General features: G+C 66.0%; 17 protein-coding genes. 6 read left to right on the top strand and 11 right to left on the bottom strand.

Annotated features, from left to right (window positions below; genetic code table 11):
- Positions 1–124: 124 nt before the first annotated feature.
- The 4 genes from CR156_RS16315 to ubiE form a co-directional block, all read right to left on the bottom strand.
- Positions 125–754, bottom strand: coding sequence for an HAD family hydrolase (locus CR156_RS16315; RefSeq protein WP_409349559.1), 630 nt, complete (start codon positions 752–754; stop codon positions 125–127).
- On the bottom strand, positions 742–1,473 hold the full coding sequence (locus CR156_RS16320; RefSeq protein WP_100553586.1) for a hypothetical protein: 732 nt from the start codon (positions 1,471–1,473) through the stop codon (positions 742–744). The genes CR156_RS16315 and CR156_RS16320 overlap by 13 nt, the downstream gene beginning before the upstream one ends.
- Positions 1,474–1,600: 127 nt before the next feature.
- The gene (locus CR156_RS16325) at positions 1,601–3,529 is read right to left on the bottom strand and encodes a M1 family metallopeptidase (protein ID WP_100553587.1); all 1,929 of its coding nucleotides are present in this window, start codon (positions 3,527–3,529) and stop codon (positions 1,601–1,603) included.
- Between the two features lie 215 nt (positions 3,530–3,744).
- Positions 3,745–4,506, bottom strand: a complete 762-nt coding sequence (gene ubiE, locus CR156_RS16330; RefSeq protein ID WP_025877269.1) for a bifunctional demethylmenaquinone methyltransferase/2-methoxy-6-polyprenyl-1,4-benzoquinol methylase UbiE — start codon at positions 4,504–4,506, stop codon at positions 3,745–3,747.
- Between the two features lie 80 nt (positions 4,507–4,586).
- On the opposite strand from ubiE, the gene CR156_RS16335 reads away from it, so the two are divergent.
- The 5 genes from CR156_RS16335 (at position 4,587) to CR156_RS16355 (ending at position 7,118) form a co-directional block, all read left to right on the top strand.
- A complete protein-coding gene (locus CR156_RS16335) occupies positions 4,587–5,039 on the top strand; it encodes a nucleoside deaminase (RefSeq protein ID WP_005411083.1) in 453 nt (150 codons plus the stop codon).
- A gap of 200 nt (positions 5,040–5,239) precedes the next feature.
- On the top strand, positions 5,240–5,500 hold the full coding sequence (locus CR156_RS16340) for a hypothetical protein (RefSeq protein ID WP_089238112.1): 261 nt from the start codon (positions 5,240–5,242) through the stop codon (positions 5,498–5,500).
- A gap of 75 nt (positions 5,501–5,575) precedes the next feature.
- Complete coding sequence (locus CR156_RS16345; protein WP_089236961.1) at positions 5,576–5,902, top strand: hypothetical protein; 327 nt, start codon at positions 5,576–5,578, stop codon at positions 5,900–5,902.
- Positions 5,903–5,975: 73 nt separating this feature from the next.
- Positions 5,976–6,398, top strand: a complete 423-nt coding sequence (locus CR156_RS16350; protein WP_100553588.1) for a low affinity iron permease family protein — start codon at positions 5,976–5,978, stop codon at positions 6,396–6,398.
- 267 nt (positions 6,399–6,665) lie between these two features.
- The gene (locus tag CR156_RS16355) at positions 6,666–7,118 is read left to right on the top strand and encodes an REP-associated tyrosine transposase (protein WP_100554210.1); all 453 of its coding nucleotides are present in this window, start codon (positions 6,666–6,668) and stop codon (positions 7,116–7,118) included.
- Between the two features lie 107 nt (positions 7,119–7,225).
- Here CR156_RS16355 and smeF read toward each other — a convergent pair whose 3' ends face one another.
- The 3 genes from smeF to smeD form a co-directional block, all read right to left on the bottom strand.
- On the bottom strand, positions 7,226–8,611 hold the full coding sequence (gene smeF, locus CR156_RS16360) for a multidrug efflux RND transporter outer membrane subunit SmeF (RefSeq protein ID WP_100553589.1): 1,386 nt from the start codon (positions 8,609–8,611) through the stop codon (positions 7,226–7,228).
- Between the two features lie 97 nt (positions 8,612–8,708).
- Complete coding sequence (gene smeE / locus CR156_RS16365; RefSeq protein ID WP_100553590.1) at positions 8,709–11,834, bottom strand: multidrug efflux RND transporter permease subunit SmeE; 3,126 nt, start codon at positions 11,832–11,834, stop codon at positions 8,709–8,711.
- Positions 11,835–11,846: 12 nt separating this feature from the next.
- Complete coding sequence (gene smeD, locus CR156_RS16370) at positions 11,847–13,028, bottom strand: multidrug efflux RND transporter periplasmic adaptor subunit SmeD (protein WP_100553591.1); 1,182 nt, start codon at positions 13,026–13,028, stop codon at positions 11,847–11,849.
- Positions 13,029–13,255: 227 nt separating this feature from the next.
- On the opposite strand from smeD, the gene smeT reads away from it, so the two are divergent.
- On the top strand, positions 13,256–13,915 hold the full coding sequence (smeT, locus tag CR156_RS16375) for an efflux transporter SmeDEF transcriptional repressor SmeT (RefSeq protein WP_100553592.1): 660 nt from the start codon (positions 13,256–13,258) through the stop codon (positions 13,913–13,915).
- 110 nt (positions 13,916–14,025) lie between these two features.
- Here the strand turns inward: smeT and hslU are convergent, their stop codons facing one another.
- The 4 genes from hslU to xerC form a co-directional block, all read right to left on the bottom strand.
- Complete coding sequence (hslU, locus tag CR156_RS16380; RefSeq protein WP_100553593.1) at positions 14,026–15,405, bottom strand: ATP-dependent protease ATPase subunit HslU; 1,380 nt, start codon at positions 15,403–15,405, stop codon at positions 14,026–14,028.
- Between the two features lie 76 nt (positions 15,406–15,481).
- Positions 15,482–16,033, bottom strand: a complete 552-nt coding sequence (gene hslV, locus CR156_RS16385) for an ATP-dependent protease subunit HslV (protein ID WP_025877284.1) — start codon at positions 16,031–16,033, stop codon at positions 15,482–15,484.
- Positions 16,034–16,107: 74 nt separating this feature from the next.
- A complete protein-coding gene (locus tag CR156_RS16390; protein WP_032976581.1) occupies positions 16,108–16,308 on the bottom strand; it encodes a DUF3079 domain-containing protein in 201 nt (66 codons plus the stop codon).
- A gap of 176 nt (positions 16,309–16,484) precedes the next feature.
- Positions 16,485–17,378: a tyrosine recombinase XerC gene (gene xerC, locus CR156_RS16395; RefSeq protein ID WP_100553594.1), complete on the bottom strand. Its 894-nt coding sequence runs from the start codon at positions 17,376–17,378 to the stop codon at positions 16,485–16,487.
- Positions 17,379–17,392 lie beyond the last annotated feature (14 nt).

Genomic DNA, 17,392 nt, shown 5'->3' on the forward strand with positions numbered 1-17,392 from the left:
TCACCCCCGGCCGGGCATTCGCAGAACGTCCAGCCGGCCTCGCACAATACACTGTGATGACAGTCGAGAGTTGACCGCCGTGGCGGGGCCCAGATTCCCGCCACAGCGCGTACAGGGCGCCGCGCTAGCCTCGCCAGCGCTCCAGCACCGCCGCGCAATCGGCCAGGTGCCAACAGGCCATGCCGGGCCACGGGTTGTCCGGGGCATTGACCAGCAGCGTGCGACTGCCCGCCGCGCGGCCGCATTCCAGATCGAAGCGGTAGTCGCCCACCATCACCACCTGCGAAGGTTCCACCTGCCAGCGCCGCAGGAAGTACTGCAGCCCGGCAGGTGAAGGCTTCGGTTCGGCCTCGTCGCGACCGATGATGTCGTCTTCGGCAAATACGTCGCCCAGCCCGATCGCCTGCAGGGTGACCTGCGCGAGGCTGCGCACGTTGCGGGTCAGGATGCCCAGACGGCAACCGGTGCCCTGCAGCGTGCGCACCAGCGCCACCGCCCCCGTCGCCGGCTGGGACGCAGCGGCCAACGCGCGCTCGTGCGCCAGCAGCCAGGCATGCTTGGCGCTGGCCTCCGCGGCTGGCAACCCGGCCAGGTGGGTGAGGATGTCATCCTCCTGCGGAATCGCCAGTTCGCGCTTGATCCGCGCGAAATCATGCACCGCCACGGTCAGCGTGCCATCCATGTCGAACACCCAGTGGCGGATCGTCGACAGCGCCGGCGCAGCCACCCGTGCATTCACGGTCAATGCCACCACGCCGGCATGCGGCTGGCATCCACGCCACCGGTCTCGAACACGGCCGTGCGCGTGCCACCGGCCTTGACCGGGAATTCGATGCTGATCGACTTGCCCTTGGCTGCCAGCTTCCACAGCGCCTTCTGGTCGGTGATGAACATGGCGATCGCCTCGTCGGTCTTCGGCCGCCATGCCGCCATGGAGATCGGCTTGCCACCGTCCACCGTGACCTTCACCGTGCACTGCGGGCAGCGGAAATCGCCGGCCTGCAGCACCAGGTAGGCATGACGCTTCCATTCGGGATGATCGCGGAACACCAGCTGCACCGGCTTGGCGCCGCTGCCATCCACATCCACCCGTTCCTTGCTGAAGATCTGTGCCGACACCTGGTTGCCCTTGCTGCCGACCGGAATCTGGTTGTACTGCCACAGCCCCTGCATGCGGCGCAGATCGCGCGCGGCATCACCCTTGGCCTTGACCTCGTCGAAGCCGGCGGCGATGCGCTCGGCGGCGGCGGTGTCCTTGTACTGGTCCAGCAGCGAGGCGCCATGCAGGCGCGCGCGCTCCCAGTCCTGCGCGGCCACGGCCATGTCGTACTGCTTGGCAACGTCTTCGGCCTTGGCTTCCTTCTGCGCCTGCACGGCGGCGGCGGCGGCCTCCTGCGCCTTGCGTTCTTCCTCGGGGTTGCTGCAGGCGGCCAGGGCCAGGGTGCAGGCGGTGAGCAGGATCAGTCGTTTCATGGCGGAGTCCTTTACGGGTGCATCCCGATTCTATCGGCAGCGAAAAGCGGATACAGCAACGGCGGGTTTCCCCGCCGTTGCTGGTGAAGCAGTGTCTGGGTTGCCGGCCAGCGACCGGCACTCCCGTTTACTTTGCTTCCGCCTTGGCCAGCATGTCCTGCACCGAGGCGGTGGTGATCGGGTGGTAGCCCGGCTTGGCCTTTTCGAACGCCTGCTTGGCCAGCTCCAGACCCTTCGGGGTCTTCACCAGTTCGGCGTAGATCGGCAGGATCAGCTTGCGACGACCGACACGCTCGATGAACGCAGCCGCCGCTTCATTGGCCTGCTCGTAACCGCTGCGGATGGTCAGCGGGTACCAGCGCATGGCGATCTCGCCATTCGGGGTGCCGGTGAAGTGGAACGCCTTGTCCAGCGTGGCCAGCTTGTCCAGCGGCTGGGTGGCGCCCAGGCCGTCGATGAAGCGGACCCACTCCTGGGTGCTCCACTCGGCGATCACCTGGCTGCTCGGCACGGTGCCGGCGCTGGCGAAGGCGATGCGCGCGGTATCCACGCTGCTGAAGTTGCGCGACTGCGCCTTGGCCGCGAACGCCGGAATGCCCGGCTCGTCCAGCCACGCCTTCAGTTCGGCTTCGGTGACCGCCGACGGATTCTTCGGCAGCAGGTTCTTCTTCAGGTACTCGACGAACTGGTCAGTGTTGGCGCTCTGGAAAGCGTGGTCATCGAACCAGCCGCGCAGGAACGGATCGAAGGTTTCGCGGCCGAAACGCTGTTCCAGGAATTCCAGGAACCACGAACCCTTGACGTAGGCCACCTGGCTCAGGGCTTCGTCCGGGTCACGCTCGTTCAGCGGCGGCAGCGCCAGCGCCTGGTCGGCCGGGCTCATGTCCTTCACTTCGGCCAGCAGATCGGTCTGGTCGATCTGCTTTTCCATCTCGGCCATCTCCTTGCCGTACAGGGCTTCGGTGATGCGGCCCTGGACGTAGGTGGTGAAGCCTTCGTTGAGCCAGATGTCCTTCCAGCTGGCGTTGGTCACCAGGTTGCCCGACCAGCTGTGTGCCAGTTCATGGGCGACCAGCGAGACCAGCGACTTGTCGCCGACGATCACGGTCGGAGTGGCGAAGGTCAGGCGCGGGTTTTCCATGCCACCGAACGGGAACGACGGCGGCAGCACCAGCATGTCGTAGCGGCCCCAGCGGTATTCGCCGTACAGCTTTTCGGCGGCACCGATCATCTTCTCGGTGTCTTCGAATTCCTTGGCGGCCTTGTTGACCATGGTCGGCTCGGCCCAGACGCCGGAACGGCCGGAGATCGGCTCGAACACCAGGTCGCCGGCGGCGATGGCCAGCAGGTAGGACGGAATCGGCTGCGGCATCTTGAAGGTGTAGTCACCGTCACGCGCGGCCTTGGGATCGTTGTCGGCGCTCATCAGCACCATCACGTCCGGGCGCGAGACCACGTGCGCGCTGTAGGTGAAGCGCACGCTCGGGGTGTCCTGCAGTGGCACCCAGGAACGGGCGTGGATCGCCTGCGACTGGCTGAACATGAAGGGCAGCTTCTTGCCCTCGGTCATCGACGGCGCCAGCCACTGCAGGCCCGACGCGGTCGGTGCGGTGTGGTAGGTCACCTCGACCTTGGCCGGCTGGTCCGGGGTTTCGATGGTCAGCTTGCTGCCGAACACCTTGTCCACCGGGGCCAGCACGAACTGCAGCGGGCTGCGCGCGCCGTCGGCGGCGATCGCTTCGACCTTGGCGATGCTCAGCTCGCGGGTGTCCAGCACCAGCTGCTTGGCATCCTTCTGCTTCCATTCCAGGGTGTAGGTGGCGGTGCCGCCGATCTGCTTCTGGTCGAAGTCCAGCTTCAGATCCAGCGCGATGTCCTTGACGACGACCTTGTCCGGCTCGGCGTACGAGCTTTCATCGTGGCTGCGGTTTTCGGCGTTCACGGGGGCGGCGGGAGCCTTCTGGGCAGTCGGAGCGGCGGCGGGTGCGGCCGCCTCCTGGGAGCAGCCGGCGGCCAGGGCCACGGCCAACGGAAGGAGCATCAGCGGATTGCGCATGAATCGGGACCGTTACGGGGATCAAACCCCAATGGTACCTCTCCCCCGGCCGGGAAGCGTTGCGCGGTGCGGGGTAATGGCGGCGGGCGCGCGGTGGGGGCCCATGCCGACCAAGGTCGGCATCTACAGGTAGGTGCCAACCTTGGTTGGCACGGATCCATCACCGCTCGCGGCGGGCGTGTGCCAACCAAGGTTGGCACCTACCAAAGCGAGGCTTACAGCTTGTAGCCGGAGTGGATCGAGACGATGCCGCCGGTCAGGTTCTTGTAGTGGCAGCGCTCGAAGCCCGCCTGCCCCATCATCGCCTTCAGCTCTTCCTGCGGCGGATGCTTGCGGATGCTCTCGGCCAGATACTGGTAGCTGTCCGAATCGTTGGCGAACAGCTTGCCCAGCTTCGGCAGGATCTTGAACGAGTGGAAGTCGTAGATCGGCTTGAACCAGTCCGCGGTGACTTCGGAGAACTCCAGCACACGGGCCTGGCCGCCCACCTTCAGCACGCGGAACATCTCGCGCAGGCCGGCGTCCTTGTCGGTCACGTTGCGCAGACCAAAGGCGATGGTCACCAGGTCGAAGCTGTTGTCCGGGAACGGCAGGGCTTCGGCGTTGCACTGTACGTAGTCCAAGCCGAGCACCAGGCCGCGGTTGGTCAGGCGGTCACGGCCGACCGACAGCATGCCGGCGTTGATGTCGCCCAGCACCACCGAACCCTCGGCACCGACCCGCTCCTTCAGCAGCGCGGCGATATCGCCGGTGCCACCGGCCAGGTCGAGCACGCGGTCACCCGGCTTCACCTGCGCGGTGGCTACGTAGTAGCGCTTCCATGCCCGGTGCACGCCCATGCTCATCAGGTCGTTCATCAGGTCGTAGTTGCGCGCGACCGACGTGAACACCTGGCCGACCAGCTTCTGCTTGTCCTTGGCGTCAACGTCGCGGAACCCGAAATGGGTGGTACCGGATTTGTAGGGGGATTCGCTCATGCCCCCGATTATCGCACCGCAGGGCCCCTGCGGGGAACGCTGGCCGTATCATGGCGCCCCACGACCTACCGGAGCCCCGCATGATCACCACGCCCGACTACCAGGCCCTGTTGCAGACCGCCATTGCCGAAGCCCGCCAGGGGTTGGCCGAAGGCGGCGTGCCGATCGGCGCGGCGCTGTACCACAACGACGGCCGCCTGCTCGGCTGCGGCCACAACCGCCGCGTGCAGGAAGGCGACCCGTCCGTGCATGGCGAGACCGATGCCTTCCGCAAGGCCGGCCGCCAGCGCCGCTACCAGGACACCATCATGGTCACCACCCTGGCTCCGTGCTGGTACTGCTCGGGCCTGGTGCGGCAGTTCAACATCGGCACGGTGGTGGTCGGCGAATCGCGCACTTTCCAGGGCGGCATCGACTGGCTGCGCGAAAACGGCGTCAACGTGATCGACCTGGACAGCCAGGAATGCGTGGACCTGTTGGGCGGTTTCATTGCGCAACATCCGGAAATCTGGAACGAAGACATCGGCGAATGAGCATCCGCCACGGCTGATGAGCCCGCCTTGATGAACGCTTCAGTGCCGGCACACCCTTGTGCCGGCAGCGTCTGCCTGCTTCAACGTGAACTGCTGCGCAGTCAGCTGCGTGCAGTGCACACGCGCCACTAACATCCTGCTGCGCTGCCACGTCTAGGGTGGAATGCAACCGGGGCCCCCGCCCCGGCTTGGAGCCGACCATGCAAGCGCATGCGGTACGTCCTCCCAGCGACCCGGCCCTGGCCGCGATCTGGGACCGACTGCAGCAGCAATACGCACTGCACCAGCGCAGTGCCCCGTTCTGGAGCGCCTACCAGGACATGCAGCAGGATCTGCTGCTCGATCATCCCCGCGACCTGGTGCGCCTGTGCAATGCGATGGCGGGCATGGCCGAACGCCTGGGTGCGGTTGAACACGCACAGCTGCTGCGCCATCGCCACGCTGGCTGCACATCGCGCTGACGCGGCATGCACCACCGTCCGGGCCAGACTGTAACGGGCCCCCACTCCCTTTCACCTTCAACCGATTGGATCGTCATGCACGCTGAAGTTCCCGCCATTCCCCCGGTCATCAATGTCGATGCGGAGCTGGATTACTGGCGCCGCCAGCACGCCGATGGCGCACTCGCGCACACTTCGTTCGGCACCTATGTGCCGTGGATCAAGTTCGCCTGTGATTCGCTGATCACCCAACCACGCGCCAGCAATGCGCAGCGCGATGAGCTGTTCCAGACCCAGTACGCCCTGCAGATCATGCCGCGCCTGACCGAAGCACAGGCCCGCGAATTCGTCGAACGCTGCTGGCAGCACGTCTACCTGGCCAGCCCGGTGCGCAGCCAGGAAGCACCGCGCCTGCGCGCCTGAGCCCACGCTCGACTGCACGGCACCTGCACGGCCACGTGCCGATGATCGTCGTCATTCCAGTGGAACGATGACGATGAGCGCAAGGAACCTGTTCAATACGATCGCCAAGAAGGCCGCGGCCGCCACCGGCTCGCCGTGGACCTTCCTGGCCGCGGTGGCGATCGTCGTGCTGTGGGGCATCAGCGGCCCGATATTCAAGTTCAACGATACCTGGCAGCTGGTGATCAACACCGGCACCACGATCATCACCTTCCTGATGGTGTTCCTGATCCAGCACACGCAGAACTCGGACACGGCGGCGATGCAGATCAAGCTGGATGAACTGATCCGCGCCACTGCCGAGGCCAACAACGAGCTGCTGGACCTGGAAGAACTGGACGAAGAGCGTCTGGAAGAGATCCGCGCCGAGTACGAGAAGATGGCGCGCGAAGCCGGCGACGCGCTGACGCGGGTACGCTCCTGCCGCACCGAGCGGCGGGATGACGAAGCGGTGTGACCGGTAGTGTCGGCCGCTGGCCGGCAACTGCACGATCTCCGATGATCCCGACCTTCGGGTAGCGCCGGGCCATGCCCGGCGAGCGCGAAGCGCGGTCTGCTTCAGACACCCTGAATGTCGGGCGGAAGAGCCACTGGGGAGGGCCCGGCGCTACCGGAGTGCCCACACACGGATGGCATCCCACCTGCGCGCAGACTGGACGATCCCCACAAGAATCAGTGGCGATTACCGATACGAGCAGACACGTTGTTCCCACAGACTGGCTTCATGTCCAGTCGTCATCTCGCCCGTGGCCGCGATTCCCGGGTCGATAGCTGCTATGTGCTCACCACTGTCGTACGGCAGCGGCGTCGGGTTTTCGAAGACCCCGACCATGCCGCATGCCTGCTGGAAGCGTTGCGGTTCGTGGAACGTGCAGGCATGAGCCACTCCTATGCCTGGGTCATCATGCCCGATCATCTCCACTGGCTGGTGCAACTGCGCAGTGGAACGCTTGCCCGACTGATGGGAACGGTGAAGTCACGCAGCAGCCGACAGTTGGGGCAACAGTTCGGCGTGGATACACCGCTTTGGCAGCCCAGCTACTTCGACCATGCGGTGCGTCATGAGAAAGCCTTGAGACGTCACGCTCTCTACATCCTGGGCAATCCCATCCGAGCGGGACTCACCGACCAGTTGGATGAGTATCCATTTGCGTGGTGCCGCTGGCCAATGCGGTAGCGCCAGGCCATGCCCGGCGAGCGCGCAGCGCGGTCTGCTTCAGGCGCCCTGAATATTGGGTGGAAGAGCCGCCGGGCATGGCCCGGCGCTACCGGAATCAGCGCGGCTTACCCGCGCTCGTGCCAGCCGCCGCCCAGCACCTTGTACAGCGTGATGCGGTTGGACTGCTGCGCCAGCTGCGTCTGCAGCTGTGTCTGCTGCGCGTTGTAGGCGGTACGACGTGCATCCAGCAGGGTGACGAAGCTGTCCAGGCCGGCGTCATAGCGTGCCTGCGACAGACGGTTGGCCTGCTCGGCCGCTTCCACCAGGCGCTGCTGCGAGGCGGCCTGCTCATCCAGGCTGACATTCAATGCGAGCGCATCGGCGGTTTCGCGGAAACCGCTCTGGATCGATTTTTCGTACTGCGCCAGCGCGATATCGCGATCGGCGTTGGCCACTGCCAGGTTCGCGCGCAGCTTGCCGCCCTGGAAGATCGGCAAGGTGATCTTCGGCAGGAAGCTCCACACCCGCGTGCCGCTGTCGAACAGGCCCGACAGTTCACCCGAACCACTGCCGATGCTGCCGGTCAGCGAGATGCTGGGGAAGAAGGCGGCGCGTGCGGCACCGATGTTGGCATTGGCGGCCAGCAGCTGATGTTCCGCCGCCATGATGTCAGGGCGCTGCAGCAGCACGTCGCTGGGCAGGCCGGCCGGCGGCGGTGCCAGTGCAAGCACCTGCGGCGCGATACTGTCCGGCAGCAGTGCCGGATCCAACTGGCCGCCGGCCAGCAGCGCCAGCGCGTTGCGGTCCTGGGCCAGCTGCCCGCGCAGACGCGCGGCATCGGTGCGCGCGGTCTCGACCAGGGTGCGGGTCTGGGTCAGTTCCAGCGCCGAACTGCCGCCACGCTCATGGCGTGCTTCGGCCAGACGCAGCGAATCTTCATAGGTCTTCACCGTTGCTTCGGCGATCGCCAGGCGCTGCTGGTCGGCACCGTAGGTCAACCACGCGGTGGCGGTCTCGGCCACCAGGCTCAGCTGTGCATTGCGACGGTTGGCGGCTACAGCGAAGTACTGCTGCAGCGCGGCTTCACTCAGGTTGCGCACGCGACCGAACAGGTCCAGTTCGAACTCGGCCACGCCGACGCCCGCGCTGAACTGCTCGGTCACCGGCACGTCGCCGCCGCGGCGGTCCATCTGCCCGGTCACGGCCACGCCCGGCACGCGGTCAGCGCGCTGCACGCGGTACTGGCCACGCGCCTTCTCGACGTTGAGCACGGCCACGCGCAGGTCGCGGTTGTTGTCCAGCGCCTGGCCGATCACCTGCTGCAGGCGCTCATCGGTGAAGAAGTCGCGCCAGCCGACCGCGGCCGCATCGGCCACTTCGCCCTGTGCGGCTTCCGCCGGCCACTGCGACGGAATGGCCGGGGCCACTGCGGTGTTCTTCGGCGCCAGGGTGCCGCACGCGCTGAGCGCCAGCGCGGTGGCGAGGGATACTGCAAGAGAAGAGAATTTCATAGCGACACCTTGGGGGTCACGGTGGTAGCGCCGGGCCGGGCCCGGCGACTATGCGGTGAGGCATTCGCCGGGCATGGCCCGGCGCTACCGGTTGTCATCACTCGGTGGCTTTGCGCTTCTTGAACACGCGCTGCACCACGACGAAGAACAGCGGTACGAAGAACACGCCGAGCACGGTGCCAACCACCATGCCGCCGAGCACGCCGGTGCCGATCGCCTGCTTGGCGCCGGAGCCGGCACCGCTGGAGATCGCCAGCGGCAGCACGCCCATGCCGAAGGCCAGCGAGGTCATGATGATCGGACGCAGACGGTCGCGGACCGCGTGCATCGTCGCTTCGATCAGCCCCGCGCCCTTCTCCAGATGCTCCTTGGCGAACTCGACGATCAGGATCGCGTTCTTGCTGGTCAGTCCCACCGTGGTCAGCATCGCCACCTGGAAATAGATGTCGCGCTCCATGCCACGGAAGGTATTGGCCAGCACCGCACCGAGGATGCCCAGCGGCGCCACCAGCAGCACTGAGGTCGGCACGCTCCAGCTTTCGTACAACGCGGCAAGACACAGGAACACGATCATCAGCGACAGCGTGTACAGCAGCGGCGTCTGCGAGCCCGCCTGGCGCTCCTGGTAGGACATCGCCGTCCACTCGACGCCGAAGCCCGCCGGCAACTGCTTGGCCAGCTGTTCGATCTCGGCCATGGCATCACCGGACGCCACGCCCGGGGCCGGTTCGCCCTGGATTTCGGTGGCCGACACGCCGTTGTAGCGTTCCAGGCGCGGCGAACCGTAGTCCCACTGCTTGCTGGCGAAGGCGCTGAACGGAACCATCTCACCCTTGTCGTTCTTCACCGACCAGAGATCGAAGTCCTCCGGCACCATGCGGAACGGCTGGTCAGCCTGCACGAACACGCGCTTGACGCGGCCGCGATCGATGAAGTCATCGATGTACGAGCTGCCCCACGCAGTGGCCAGGGTGGTGTTGATCTGGTCGATCGACAGGCCCAGCGAGCTGGCCTTGGCCACATCGATATCGATGCGGAACTGCGGAGTGTCTTCCTGGCCGTTCGGACGCACGTTGGCCAGCTTCTTGCTGCCGGCCGCCAGGCCGAGCAGCTGGTTTCGGGCCGCCAGCAATGCCTCATGGCCCTGGCCGCTGTTGTCCTTCAGGAAGAAGGTGTAGCCCGAAGCCGTACCCAGCTCCGGAATGGCCGGCGGCGGGAAGGCAAAGATGAAGGCATCCTTGATCTGCCCCAGTGCAGCCATCGCACGTCCGGTGATCGGCATCACGCCATTGTCGGCGTCACGATCCTTCCAGTCCTTCAACTTGACGAAGGCCATGCCCGCGTTCTGGCCCATGCCGGCGAAGCTGAAGCCCTGCACCGAGAACACCGATTCGACCGCACCCTTCTCGTTTTCCATGAAGTGCTTTTCGAGCGCGGCGATCGATTCCAGCGTGCGCTCCTGGGTTGCGCCCACCGGTGCCTGCACCAGCGCCATCAGCACGCCCTGGTCTTCATTGGGCAGGAACGAGCTGGGCAGGCGCACGAACAGCACGCCCATCAGCAGGAACAGCGCAGCGACGATGCCCATGAACCGCCACGGGCGATGCAGGATGCCGCGCACGCCGCGCTGGTAGCTTTCACTGGTACGGTCGAAGCCGCGGTTGAAGCCGTTGAAGAAGCGACCGGCGAAACCGCGATGGGCGACATGGTGCTCGCCCTTCTTCAGCGGCTTGAGCATGGTCGCGCACAGCGCCGGCGTCAGCACGATCGCCACCAGTACCGACAACGCCATCGCCGACACGATCGTCGCCGAGAACTGCCGGTAGATCACACCGGTGGAGCCACTCATGAAGGCCATCGGCACGAACACCGCCGACAGCACCAGGCCGATACCCACCAGCGCACCGGTGATCTGGCTCATCGACTTGCGGGTGGCTTCCAGCGGCGACAGGCCCTCTTCGGACATGATGCGCTCGACGTTCTCCACCACCACGATGGCATCGTCCACCAGCAGGCCGATGGCCAGCACCATCGCGAACATGGTCAGCATGTTCACCGAGAAGCCCAGCACCGACAGCACGCCGAAGGTACCCAGCAACACCACCGGTACGGCGATGGTCGGGATCAGGGTGGCGCGGAAGTTCTGCAGGAACAGGTACATCACCACGAACACCAGCACGATCGCTTCGAGCAGGGTCTGCACCACGCCCTTGATCGACACGCGCACGAACGGGGTGGTGTCGTACGGGATCTCGGCCTTCAGGCCGGCCGGGAAGAAGCCTTCCAGTTCCTTCAGGGTTTCATCGACACCGGCCGCGGTATCCAGCGCGTTGGCGCCGGTGGCCAGGGTGACCGCCAGGCCGCTGGCCGGCTGACCGTTGTAGCGGGTGACGAAGTCGTACGACTCGGCGCCCAGCTCGACGCGGGCAACGTCGCCCAGGCGCAGTTCGGCACCGTCCTGCGCGCCGCGCACGATGATGTTGCGGAACTGTTCCGGGGTCTGCAGGCGCGACTGCGCGTTGATGGTGGCGTTGAGCTGCTGGCCCTTCACCGACGGCGCACCACCCAGCTGGCCGATGGCCACCTGCGCGTTCTGTGCCTTCACCGCAGCAACCACTTCCGGCACCGACATGCCGTAGGTGTGCAGTTTGTTCGGGTCCAGCCAGATGCGCATGGCGTACTTGCCACCGAACACCTGGATGTTGCCCACGCCCGGCACGCGGCTGAGACGATCCACGACATTGGAACCGACGTAGTCGGCGATGTCGTTGGCGTCCATGCTGCCGTCTTCGGACACGAACGCGATGACGTTCAGGAAGCCCGAGCTGGACTTGGCCACGTTGATGCCCTGCCGCTGCACTTCCTGCGGCAGCAGTGGCATGGCCAGCTGCAGCTTGTTCTGCACCTGCACCTGGGCGATGTCGGGGTTGGTCCCGCTCTCGAAGGTCAGGGTGATGGTGGCCTGGCCGTTGGACGAGCTGTTGGAGGAGAAGTAGATCAGGCCATCAAGGCCCTTCATGTTCTGCTCGATGATCTGCGTCACCGAGTCTTCGACCACCTTGGCCGAAGCACCCGGGTAGCTGGCGCTGATTTCCACCGCCGGCGGTGCGACGTTGGGGTACATCGAGATCGGCAGCTTGAACAGGGCCAGGCCGCCGGCGAGCATGATGATGATCGCGATGACCCACGCGAAGATGGGTCGATCGATGAAGAAACGTGCCATGGGGTTCTCCGCTTACTTCGCGCCTGCGGCCGCAGCTGCAGGTTGGGCGGCGGCCGGCGTGGCCGGGGCGACGCCCTGTTCGGTGGCATTCACGGGCATGCCCGGGCCGATTTTCTGCAGGCCTTCGACGATGACCTTGTCACCGGCCTTCAGGCCGTCCTCGACCAGCCACTTGTCGCCGACGGTGCGGCTGACCTTGACCGGGCGCACTTCGACCTTGTTGTCCTTGCCGACCACCATCGCGCTGGTATCGCCCTTCGGATCGCGGGCGATGCCCTGCATCGGCACCAGCACCGCGTCGCTGCGCACACCGCCGCCGATCACCGCGCGCACGTACATGCCCGGCATCAGCAGGCCGTCGGGGTTGTCGACCTTGACCCGCAGGGCGAAGCTGCCGGTGGCCGGATCGACGCTGACTTCGGAGAACTCCAGCGTGCCCTTGTGTTCGAAGGTGCTGCCGTCTTCCATCAGGATGCTGACCGGCGTCTGCTGGTTGTCCTGCAGGCGGCCGGCGGCCAGTTCGCGGCGCAGCTGCAGCAGCTCGGCCGAGGACTGGGTGAGGTCGACGTAGATCGGGTCCAGCTGCTGCACGGTCGCCAGCGCAGTTGCCTGGCCGGCGCTGACCAGCGCGCCCTGGGTGACGCTGGACTTGCCGATGCGGCCGCTGATCGGCGCGGTGATGCGCGCATAACCGAGGGTCACGTTGGCGGCATCCAGTGATGCCTTGGCGGCGCCGACATCGGCCTCGGCCTGCTTCTGCGCGGCCACGGCGTTTTCCAGATCCTGCTGGCTGACCGCGTCGACCTTGGCCAGCTCGGTGATGCGCTTGGCACTCAGCCGCGCCGCATTGGCGGTGGCTTCGGCGCGGGCCAGCTGTGCACGCGCACTGTTGGCCTGGGCGCGATAGCTGGCGTCCTCGATCTGGTACAGCGGCTCGCCGGCCTTGACCATCCCACCCTCGGTGAACAGCCGCTTGGCGACGATGCCGTTGACCTGCGGGCGCACTTCGGCCACCAGGAAGGCATTGGTGCGGCCCGGCAGCTCACGGGTCAGGCCGACGGTTTCGGATTTCAGCGTGACCACGCTGACCTGGCCCGGCCCCTGTTCGGGCGCCTGGGGTTGGCCGCCGCAGGCAGCGACGGTGGCAGCGATCGCCAGCGACAACGCGAAGGGTCGGATTCGGCTCAGCAACATGATGGGAATGGCTCTTGAAGGGAGGGATCTCAGCAGGTGCTGATACGACGGACCCTCCCCTTGCAGGAGTGAAGACCGCGCGAACAGCGCCCACCCGGGTGGAGTGGGAGCCAGGACAGGCCTGCCACGCACACGACGGGAATGATGGGAAGGAAATATACATACATGCGTGTTTGTTTGTAAAGCGGTACAATTCAGCCACGTTTCACCTGCACCCGTACCCGCTCATGGCCCGCAAGACCAAAGAGGACACCCAGGCAACCCGCGAAGGCATCCTGGATGCCGCCGAAGCCTGTTTTCACGAACACGGCGTGGCCCGCACCACGTTGGAGATGATCGGTGCCCGCGCCGGTTACACCCGCGGCGCCGTGTACTGGCACTTCAAGAACAAGGGCGAGGTGCTGACCGCGATCGTCGAGCGGGTGCACCTGCCCTTCATGCAGGAGCTGGAGCGCACCTCCACCGACCAGCGCGACACGCCGGTGCATGACCTGCGCGCGGTGATGATCCATTCGTTCATCGAGCTGTCCGAGGACGAGCGCCTGCGCAAGACCATGGAGATCATGCTGCGCAGCGATGCCTCGGCCGACACCAGGGTGCTGACCGAACTGCAGCAGAGCGGTTTCCGCGACGCCCTGGACCGGATGGAACGTGCCCTGCGCCGTGCACAGGACCTGGGCCAGCTGCGCGACGGCGCCGATCCGAAGATCGCCGCGCGCATGCTGCACGCCACCGTGCTCGGCGTGCTGCATGGGGCGATGGTCGAGCCGGACCTGATGGACCTCAAGCGCGATGGCATGCTGGCGCTGGACATGACCCTGGCCGCCTACGTGAAGGAAGGCGTGTTCGTACCGGGTTCGGTGCCGGAGCCGCTGCCGGAGCGGTAGATGCCGACCTTGGTCGGCATGCCATTTGTATGCCGACCAAGGTCGGCGACTACCAGAGCAACGCACCTCAAAGAAAAGGCCGCCTTTCGGCGGCCTTTTCGCATTCCCGGTTACAGGATGTAACGGCTCAGGTCCGGATCCTGCACCAGCTCACCCAGGTGCGCATCGACATAGGCACTGTCGATGACCAGGGTTTCACCATCGCGATCCGGCGCTTCGTAGCTGAGCGAATCCAGCAGTCGCTCCAGCACGGTGTGCAGGCGACGCGCACCGATGTTCTCCTGGCGCTCGTTCACCTGGAACGCGATCTCGGCCAGGCGGTCGATGGCATCGGTGGTGAAGCTGACCTTGACGCCTTCGGTGGCCAACAGCGCTTCGTACTGTTTGGTCAGCGCAGCCTTCGGTTCGGTCAGGATGCGCACGAAATCCGCCTTGCTCAGCGCACCCAGCTCCACGCGGATCGGGAAGCGGCCCTGCAGCTCGGGGATCAGGTCGCTGGGCTTGGCCAGGTGGAACGCGCCCGATGCGATGAACAGGATGTGGTCGGTCTTGATCGTGCCGTACTTGGTGGACACGTTGGAACCTTCCACCAGCGGCAGCAGATCGCGCTGCACGCCTTCGCGCGAGACATCACCGCCAGACGAGCCTGCGTCACCCCGCTTGGCGACCTTGTCGATCTCGTCGATGAACACGATGCCGTGCTGTTCGCAGGCTTCGATCGCGGCGGTACGGATGTCGTCCTCGTTGACCAGCTTGCCGGCTTCTTCTTCCTGCAGCAGCGGGCGCGCGGCCTTGATGGTCAGCGTGCGCTTATGCGCCTTGGCGCCACCGCCGAGGTTGGCGAACATCGACTTCAGCTGCTGGCCCATTTCCTCCATGCCCGGCGGGGTCATGATGTCCATGCTGACGTTGGCGGTCAGGTCCAGCTCGATCTCGCGATCGTCCAGCTCGCCGTTGCGCAGCATCTTGCGGAACTTGATGCGGGTCTCGTTGTCCTGGGCCGACGGTTCGTTGCGCGCCGCCTCCGGGTCGAAGCCGATGCCACCGCTGCGGCGCGGCAGCAGCGCATCGAGGATGCGGTCTTCGGCGCGCTCTTCGGCCTGCGTGCGCACGCGCACCTTGGCCTGCTCGCGGTACAGCTTGACGGCGGTATCGGCGAGGTCGCGGATGATCTGCTCAACGTCCTTGCCGACGTAGCCGACTTCGGTGAAGCGGGTCGCTTCGACCTTGACGAACGGCGCGTTGGCCAGCGTGGCCAGGCGGCGCGCGATCTCGGTCTTGCCGACGCCGGTCGGGCCGATCATCAGGATGTTCTTGGGCATGACCTCGTTGCGCAGCTCGGGCTGCAGCTGCATGCGGCGCCAGCGGTTGCGCAGGGCGATGGCGACTGCGCGCTTGGCGTCATGCTGGCCGACGATGTGCCGGTCCAGTTCCTGCACGATCTCGCGCGGGGTCATGGTGGCGGAGGAAACTTCGATCTTGTGCGGCATGGGTGTGCTCACGAATTCGTTGTCGGTAGCGCCGGGCCATGCCCGGCGGATCGGGAATGCCTATGACGGTTCCCCGTCACAGCTCCTCGACCACCACGTTGCGGTTGGTGTAGATGCAGATGTCGCCGGCGATGTTGATCGCTTCACTGGCGATGGTGCGTGCGTCCAGTTCGGTGTGCGCCATCAGCGCGCGTGCAGCGGACAGTGCATACGAACCACCGGAACCGATGGCGATGATGCCGTCCTCCGGCTCGATCACATCGCCGGTGCCGCTGATGATCAGCGAGGTTTCCTTGTCGGCCACGGCCAGCAGGGCTTCAAGCTTGCCGAGGCGACGCTCGGTGCGCCAATCCTTGGCCAGCTCCACCGCAGCGCGCTGCAGCTGGCCGTGTTTTTCCAGCTTGGCTTCGAACAGCTCGAACAGGGTGAAGGCATCGGCGGCGGCACCGGCGAAGCCGGCCAGCACCTGGCCATCGCGGCCGAGGCGGCGGACCTTGCGTGCGTTGCCCTTCATCACCGTGTGGCCGAGGGTGACCTGGCCGTCGCCGGCAATGGCCACGTGCTCGCCGCGACGAACGCAGACGATGGTGGTGGCGTGGAAAACGGTGGGATTCTGACTGGGGTCCATGCGGCCTCCGATAGCTGTTCACGGGACATGGGGACAGCCGCCGAAGCGATCAAGCCCGTGCCGATAGCTGCCGTTCAGCGCTTGGCCTGCGAAGGGCGGTCCGGATTCGGCTCAATACCCCATGCCACGTACCAGTCTTCGCCCTGGGTTTCGATGGGGTGCTGGGTGCGGCCTGAGCCGTTGCCACAGGCCAGTGCGTCGGCGGCGCAGTAACGGTCGCAGCCCCAGCAGATGCGCTCGGGGTGCTTGGGACGCAGCGGAATGGGCTTTGCCATGGTCGGTATCGCTTCGTGGCCTGCGGCCACGATGCGCCGGTCGCCGCTACGCTGCCCTGATCCAGATCAAGCGGCGGCCGTTCCGGTAGCGCCGGGCGATGCCCGGCGGCTGTGCGGTCCATGTGTCGTGCATGCGACGCAGCCCGCGCTGCGCGCTCGCCGGGCATGGCCCGGCGCTACCCCCCCTTGTCTGGCGGGTCTTTGCGGCGCTTCGCGCGCGGATGCGCCGCATCGTAGACCTTGGCCAGGTGCTGGAAATCCAGGTGCGTGTAGATCTGCGTGGTGGCAATGTCGGCATGGCCGAGCAGTTCCTGCACACCGCGCAGGTCGCCGGAGGATTCCAGGATGTGGCTGGCGAAACTGTGCCGCAGCATGTGCGGGTGCACGTGCTTGAACAGGCCTTGGCGCTGCGCCAGCTGGCGGATGCGGATCTGCACCGCGCGCTGGCTGATCGGCCCGTTGCGGCCGGGGAAAACCGGTGTAGCGGCACCACCACCGCTTTCGCTGCGCCAGGCCAGCAGCGCCTCGCGTGCCGGCTTTCCGAAGGGAACGCGACGTTGCCGGTTGCCCTTGCCCATCACGTTGACCAGGCCACTGGCGAAATCCAGGTCGCGCCAGGTCAGCGCACAGACTTCGCTCAAGCGCAGGCCGGAGGAATAGAACAGTTCCAGCAGCGCGCGGTCACGACGGCCCAGCTCGCCTTCCGGTTCCAGCTCAACCAGCTGCACGGCTTCGTCGGCGTCGAGTACCTGCGGCAATCGTCTCGGTGCGCGCGGTGCCTTCAGCGTGGCTGCGGGGCTGGCCTCGATACGGCCATGCTTGAGCAGCCAAGCGTAAAAGCTGCGGCAGGCCGACAGCCTGCGCTGCAGGCTCTTGGCCGACAGGCCACGGCGGTGTTCGTCGGCAACGAACTGGCGCACCGCGTCGATATCCAGCGCCTCCACGGCCACGCCGCGGGGTTCGGCCCACACCGACAATGCGTCCAGGTCGCGGCGGTAGGCATCGAGCGTATGCGCTGACATCCGCCGCTCCACCTGCAGGTGCTGCAGGAACGCCTGCACCGCGCTCATCGTCGTCGTTTCCT

Source organism: Stenotrophomonas lactitubi (assembly GCF_002803515.1).
Taxonomy (GTDB): domain Bacteria; phylum Pseudomonadota; class Gammaproteobacteria; order Xanthomonadales; family Xanthomonadaceae; genus Stenotrophomonas; species Stenotrophomonas lactitubi.

Bases quoted from the DNA above. Each gene is read 5' to 3' on its own strand.
- smeD (WP_100553591.1), bottom strand. From the start codon at position 13,028: ATGTTGCTGAGCCGAATCCGACCCTTCGCGTTGTCGCTGGCGATCGCT.
- CR156_RS16335 (WP_005411083.1), top strand. From the start codon at position 4,587: ATGATCACCACGCCCGACTACCAGGCCCTGTTGCAGACCGCCATTGCC.
- CR156_RS16355 (WP_100554210.1), top strand. From the start codon at position 6,666: ATGTCCAGTCGTCATCTCGCCCGTGGCCGCGATTCCCGGGTCGATAGC.
- CR156_RS16325 (WP_100553587.1), bottom strand. From the start codon at position 3,529: ATGCGCAATCCGCTGATGCTCCTTCCGTTGGCCGTGGCCCTGGCCGCC.
- smeT (WP_100553592.1), top strand. From the start codon at position 13,256: ATGGCCCGCAAGACCAAAGAGGACACCCAGGCAACCCGCGAAGGCATC.
- CR156_RS16340 (WP_089238112.1), top strand. From the start codon at position 5,240: ATGCAAGCGCATGCGGTACGTCCTCCCAGCGACCCGGCCCTGGCCGCG.
- smeE (WP_100553590.1), bottom strand. From the start codon at position 11,834: ATGGCACGTTTCTTCATCGATCGACCCATCTTCGCGTGGGTCATCGCG.
- CR156_RS16350 (WP_100553588.1), top strand. From the start codon at position 5,976: ATGAGCGCAAGGAACCTGTTCAATACGATCGCCAAGAAGGCCGCGGCC.
- CR156_RS16320 (WP_100553586.1), bottom strand. From the start codon at position 1,473: ATGAAACGACTGATCCTGCTCACCGCCTGCACCCTGGCCCTGGCCGCC.
- CR156_RS16390 (WP_032976581.1), bottom strand. From the start codon at position 16,308: ATGGCAAAGCCCATTCCGCTGCGTCCCAAGCACCCCGAGCGCATCTGC.
- hslU (WP_100553593.1), bottom strand. From the start codon at position 15,405: ATGCCGCACAAGATCGAAGTTTCCTCCGCCACCATGACCCCGCGCGAG.
- hslV (WP_025877284.1), bottom strand. From the start codon at position 16,033: ATGGACCCCAGTCAGAATCCCACCGTTTTCCACGCCACCACCATCGTC.
- ubiE (WP_025877269.1), bottom strand. From the start codon at position 4,506: ATGAGCGAATCCCCCTACAAATCCGGTACCACCCATTTCGGGTTCCGC.
- xerC (WP_100553594.1), bottom strand. From the start codon at position 17,378: ATGAGCGCGGTGCAGGCGTTCCTGCAGCACCTGCAGGTGGAGCGGCGG.
- CR156_RS16345 (WP_089236961.1), top strand. From the start codon at position 5,576: ATGCACGCTGAAGTTCCCGCCATTCCCCCGGTCATCAATGTCGATGCG.
- smeF (WP_100553589.1), bottom strand. From the start codon at position 8,611: ATGAAATTCTCTTCTCTTGCAGTATCCCTCGCCACCGCGCTGGCGCTC.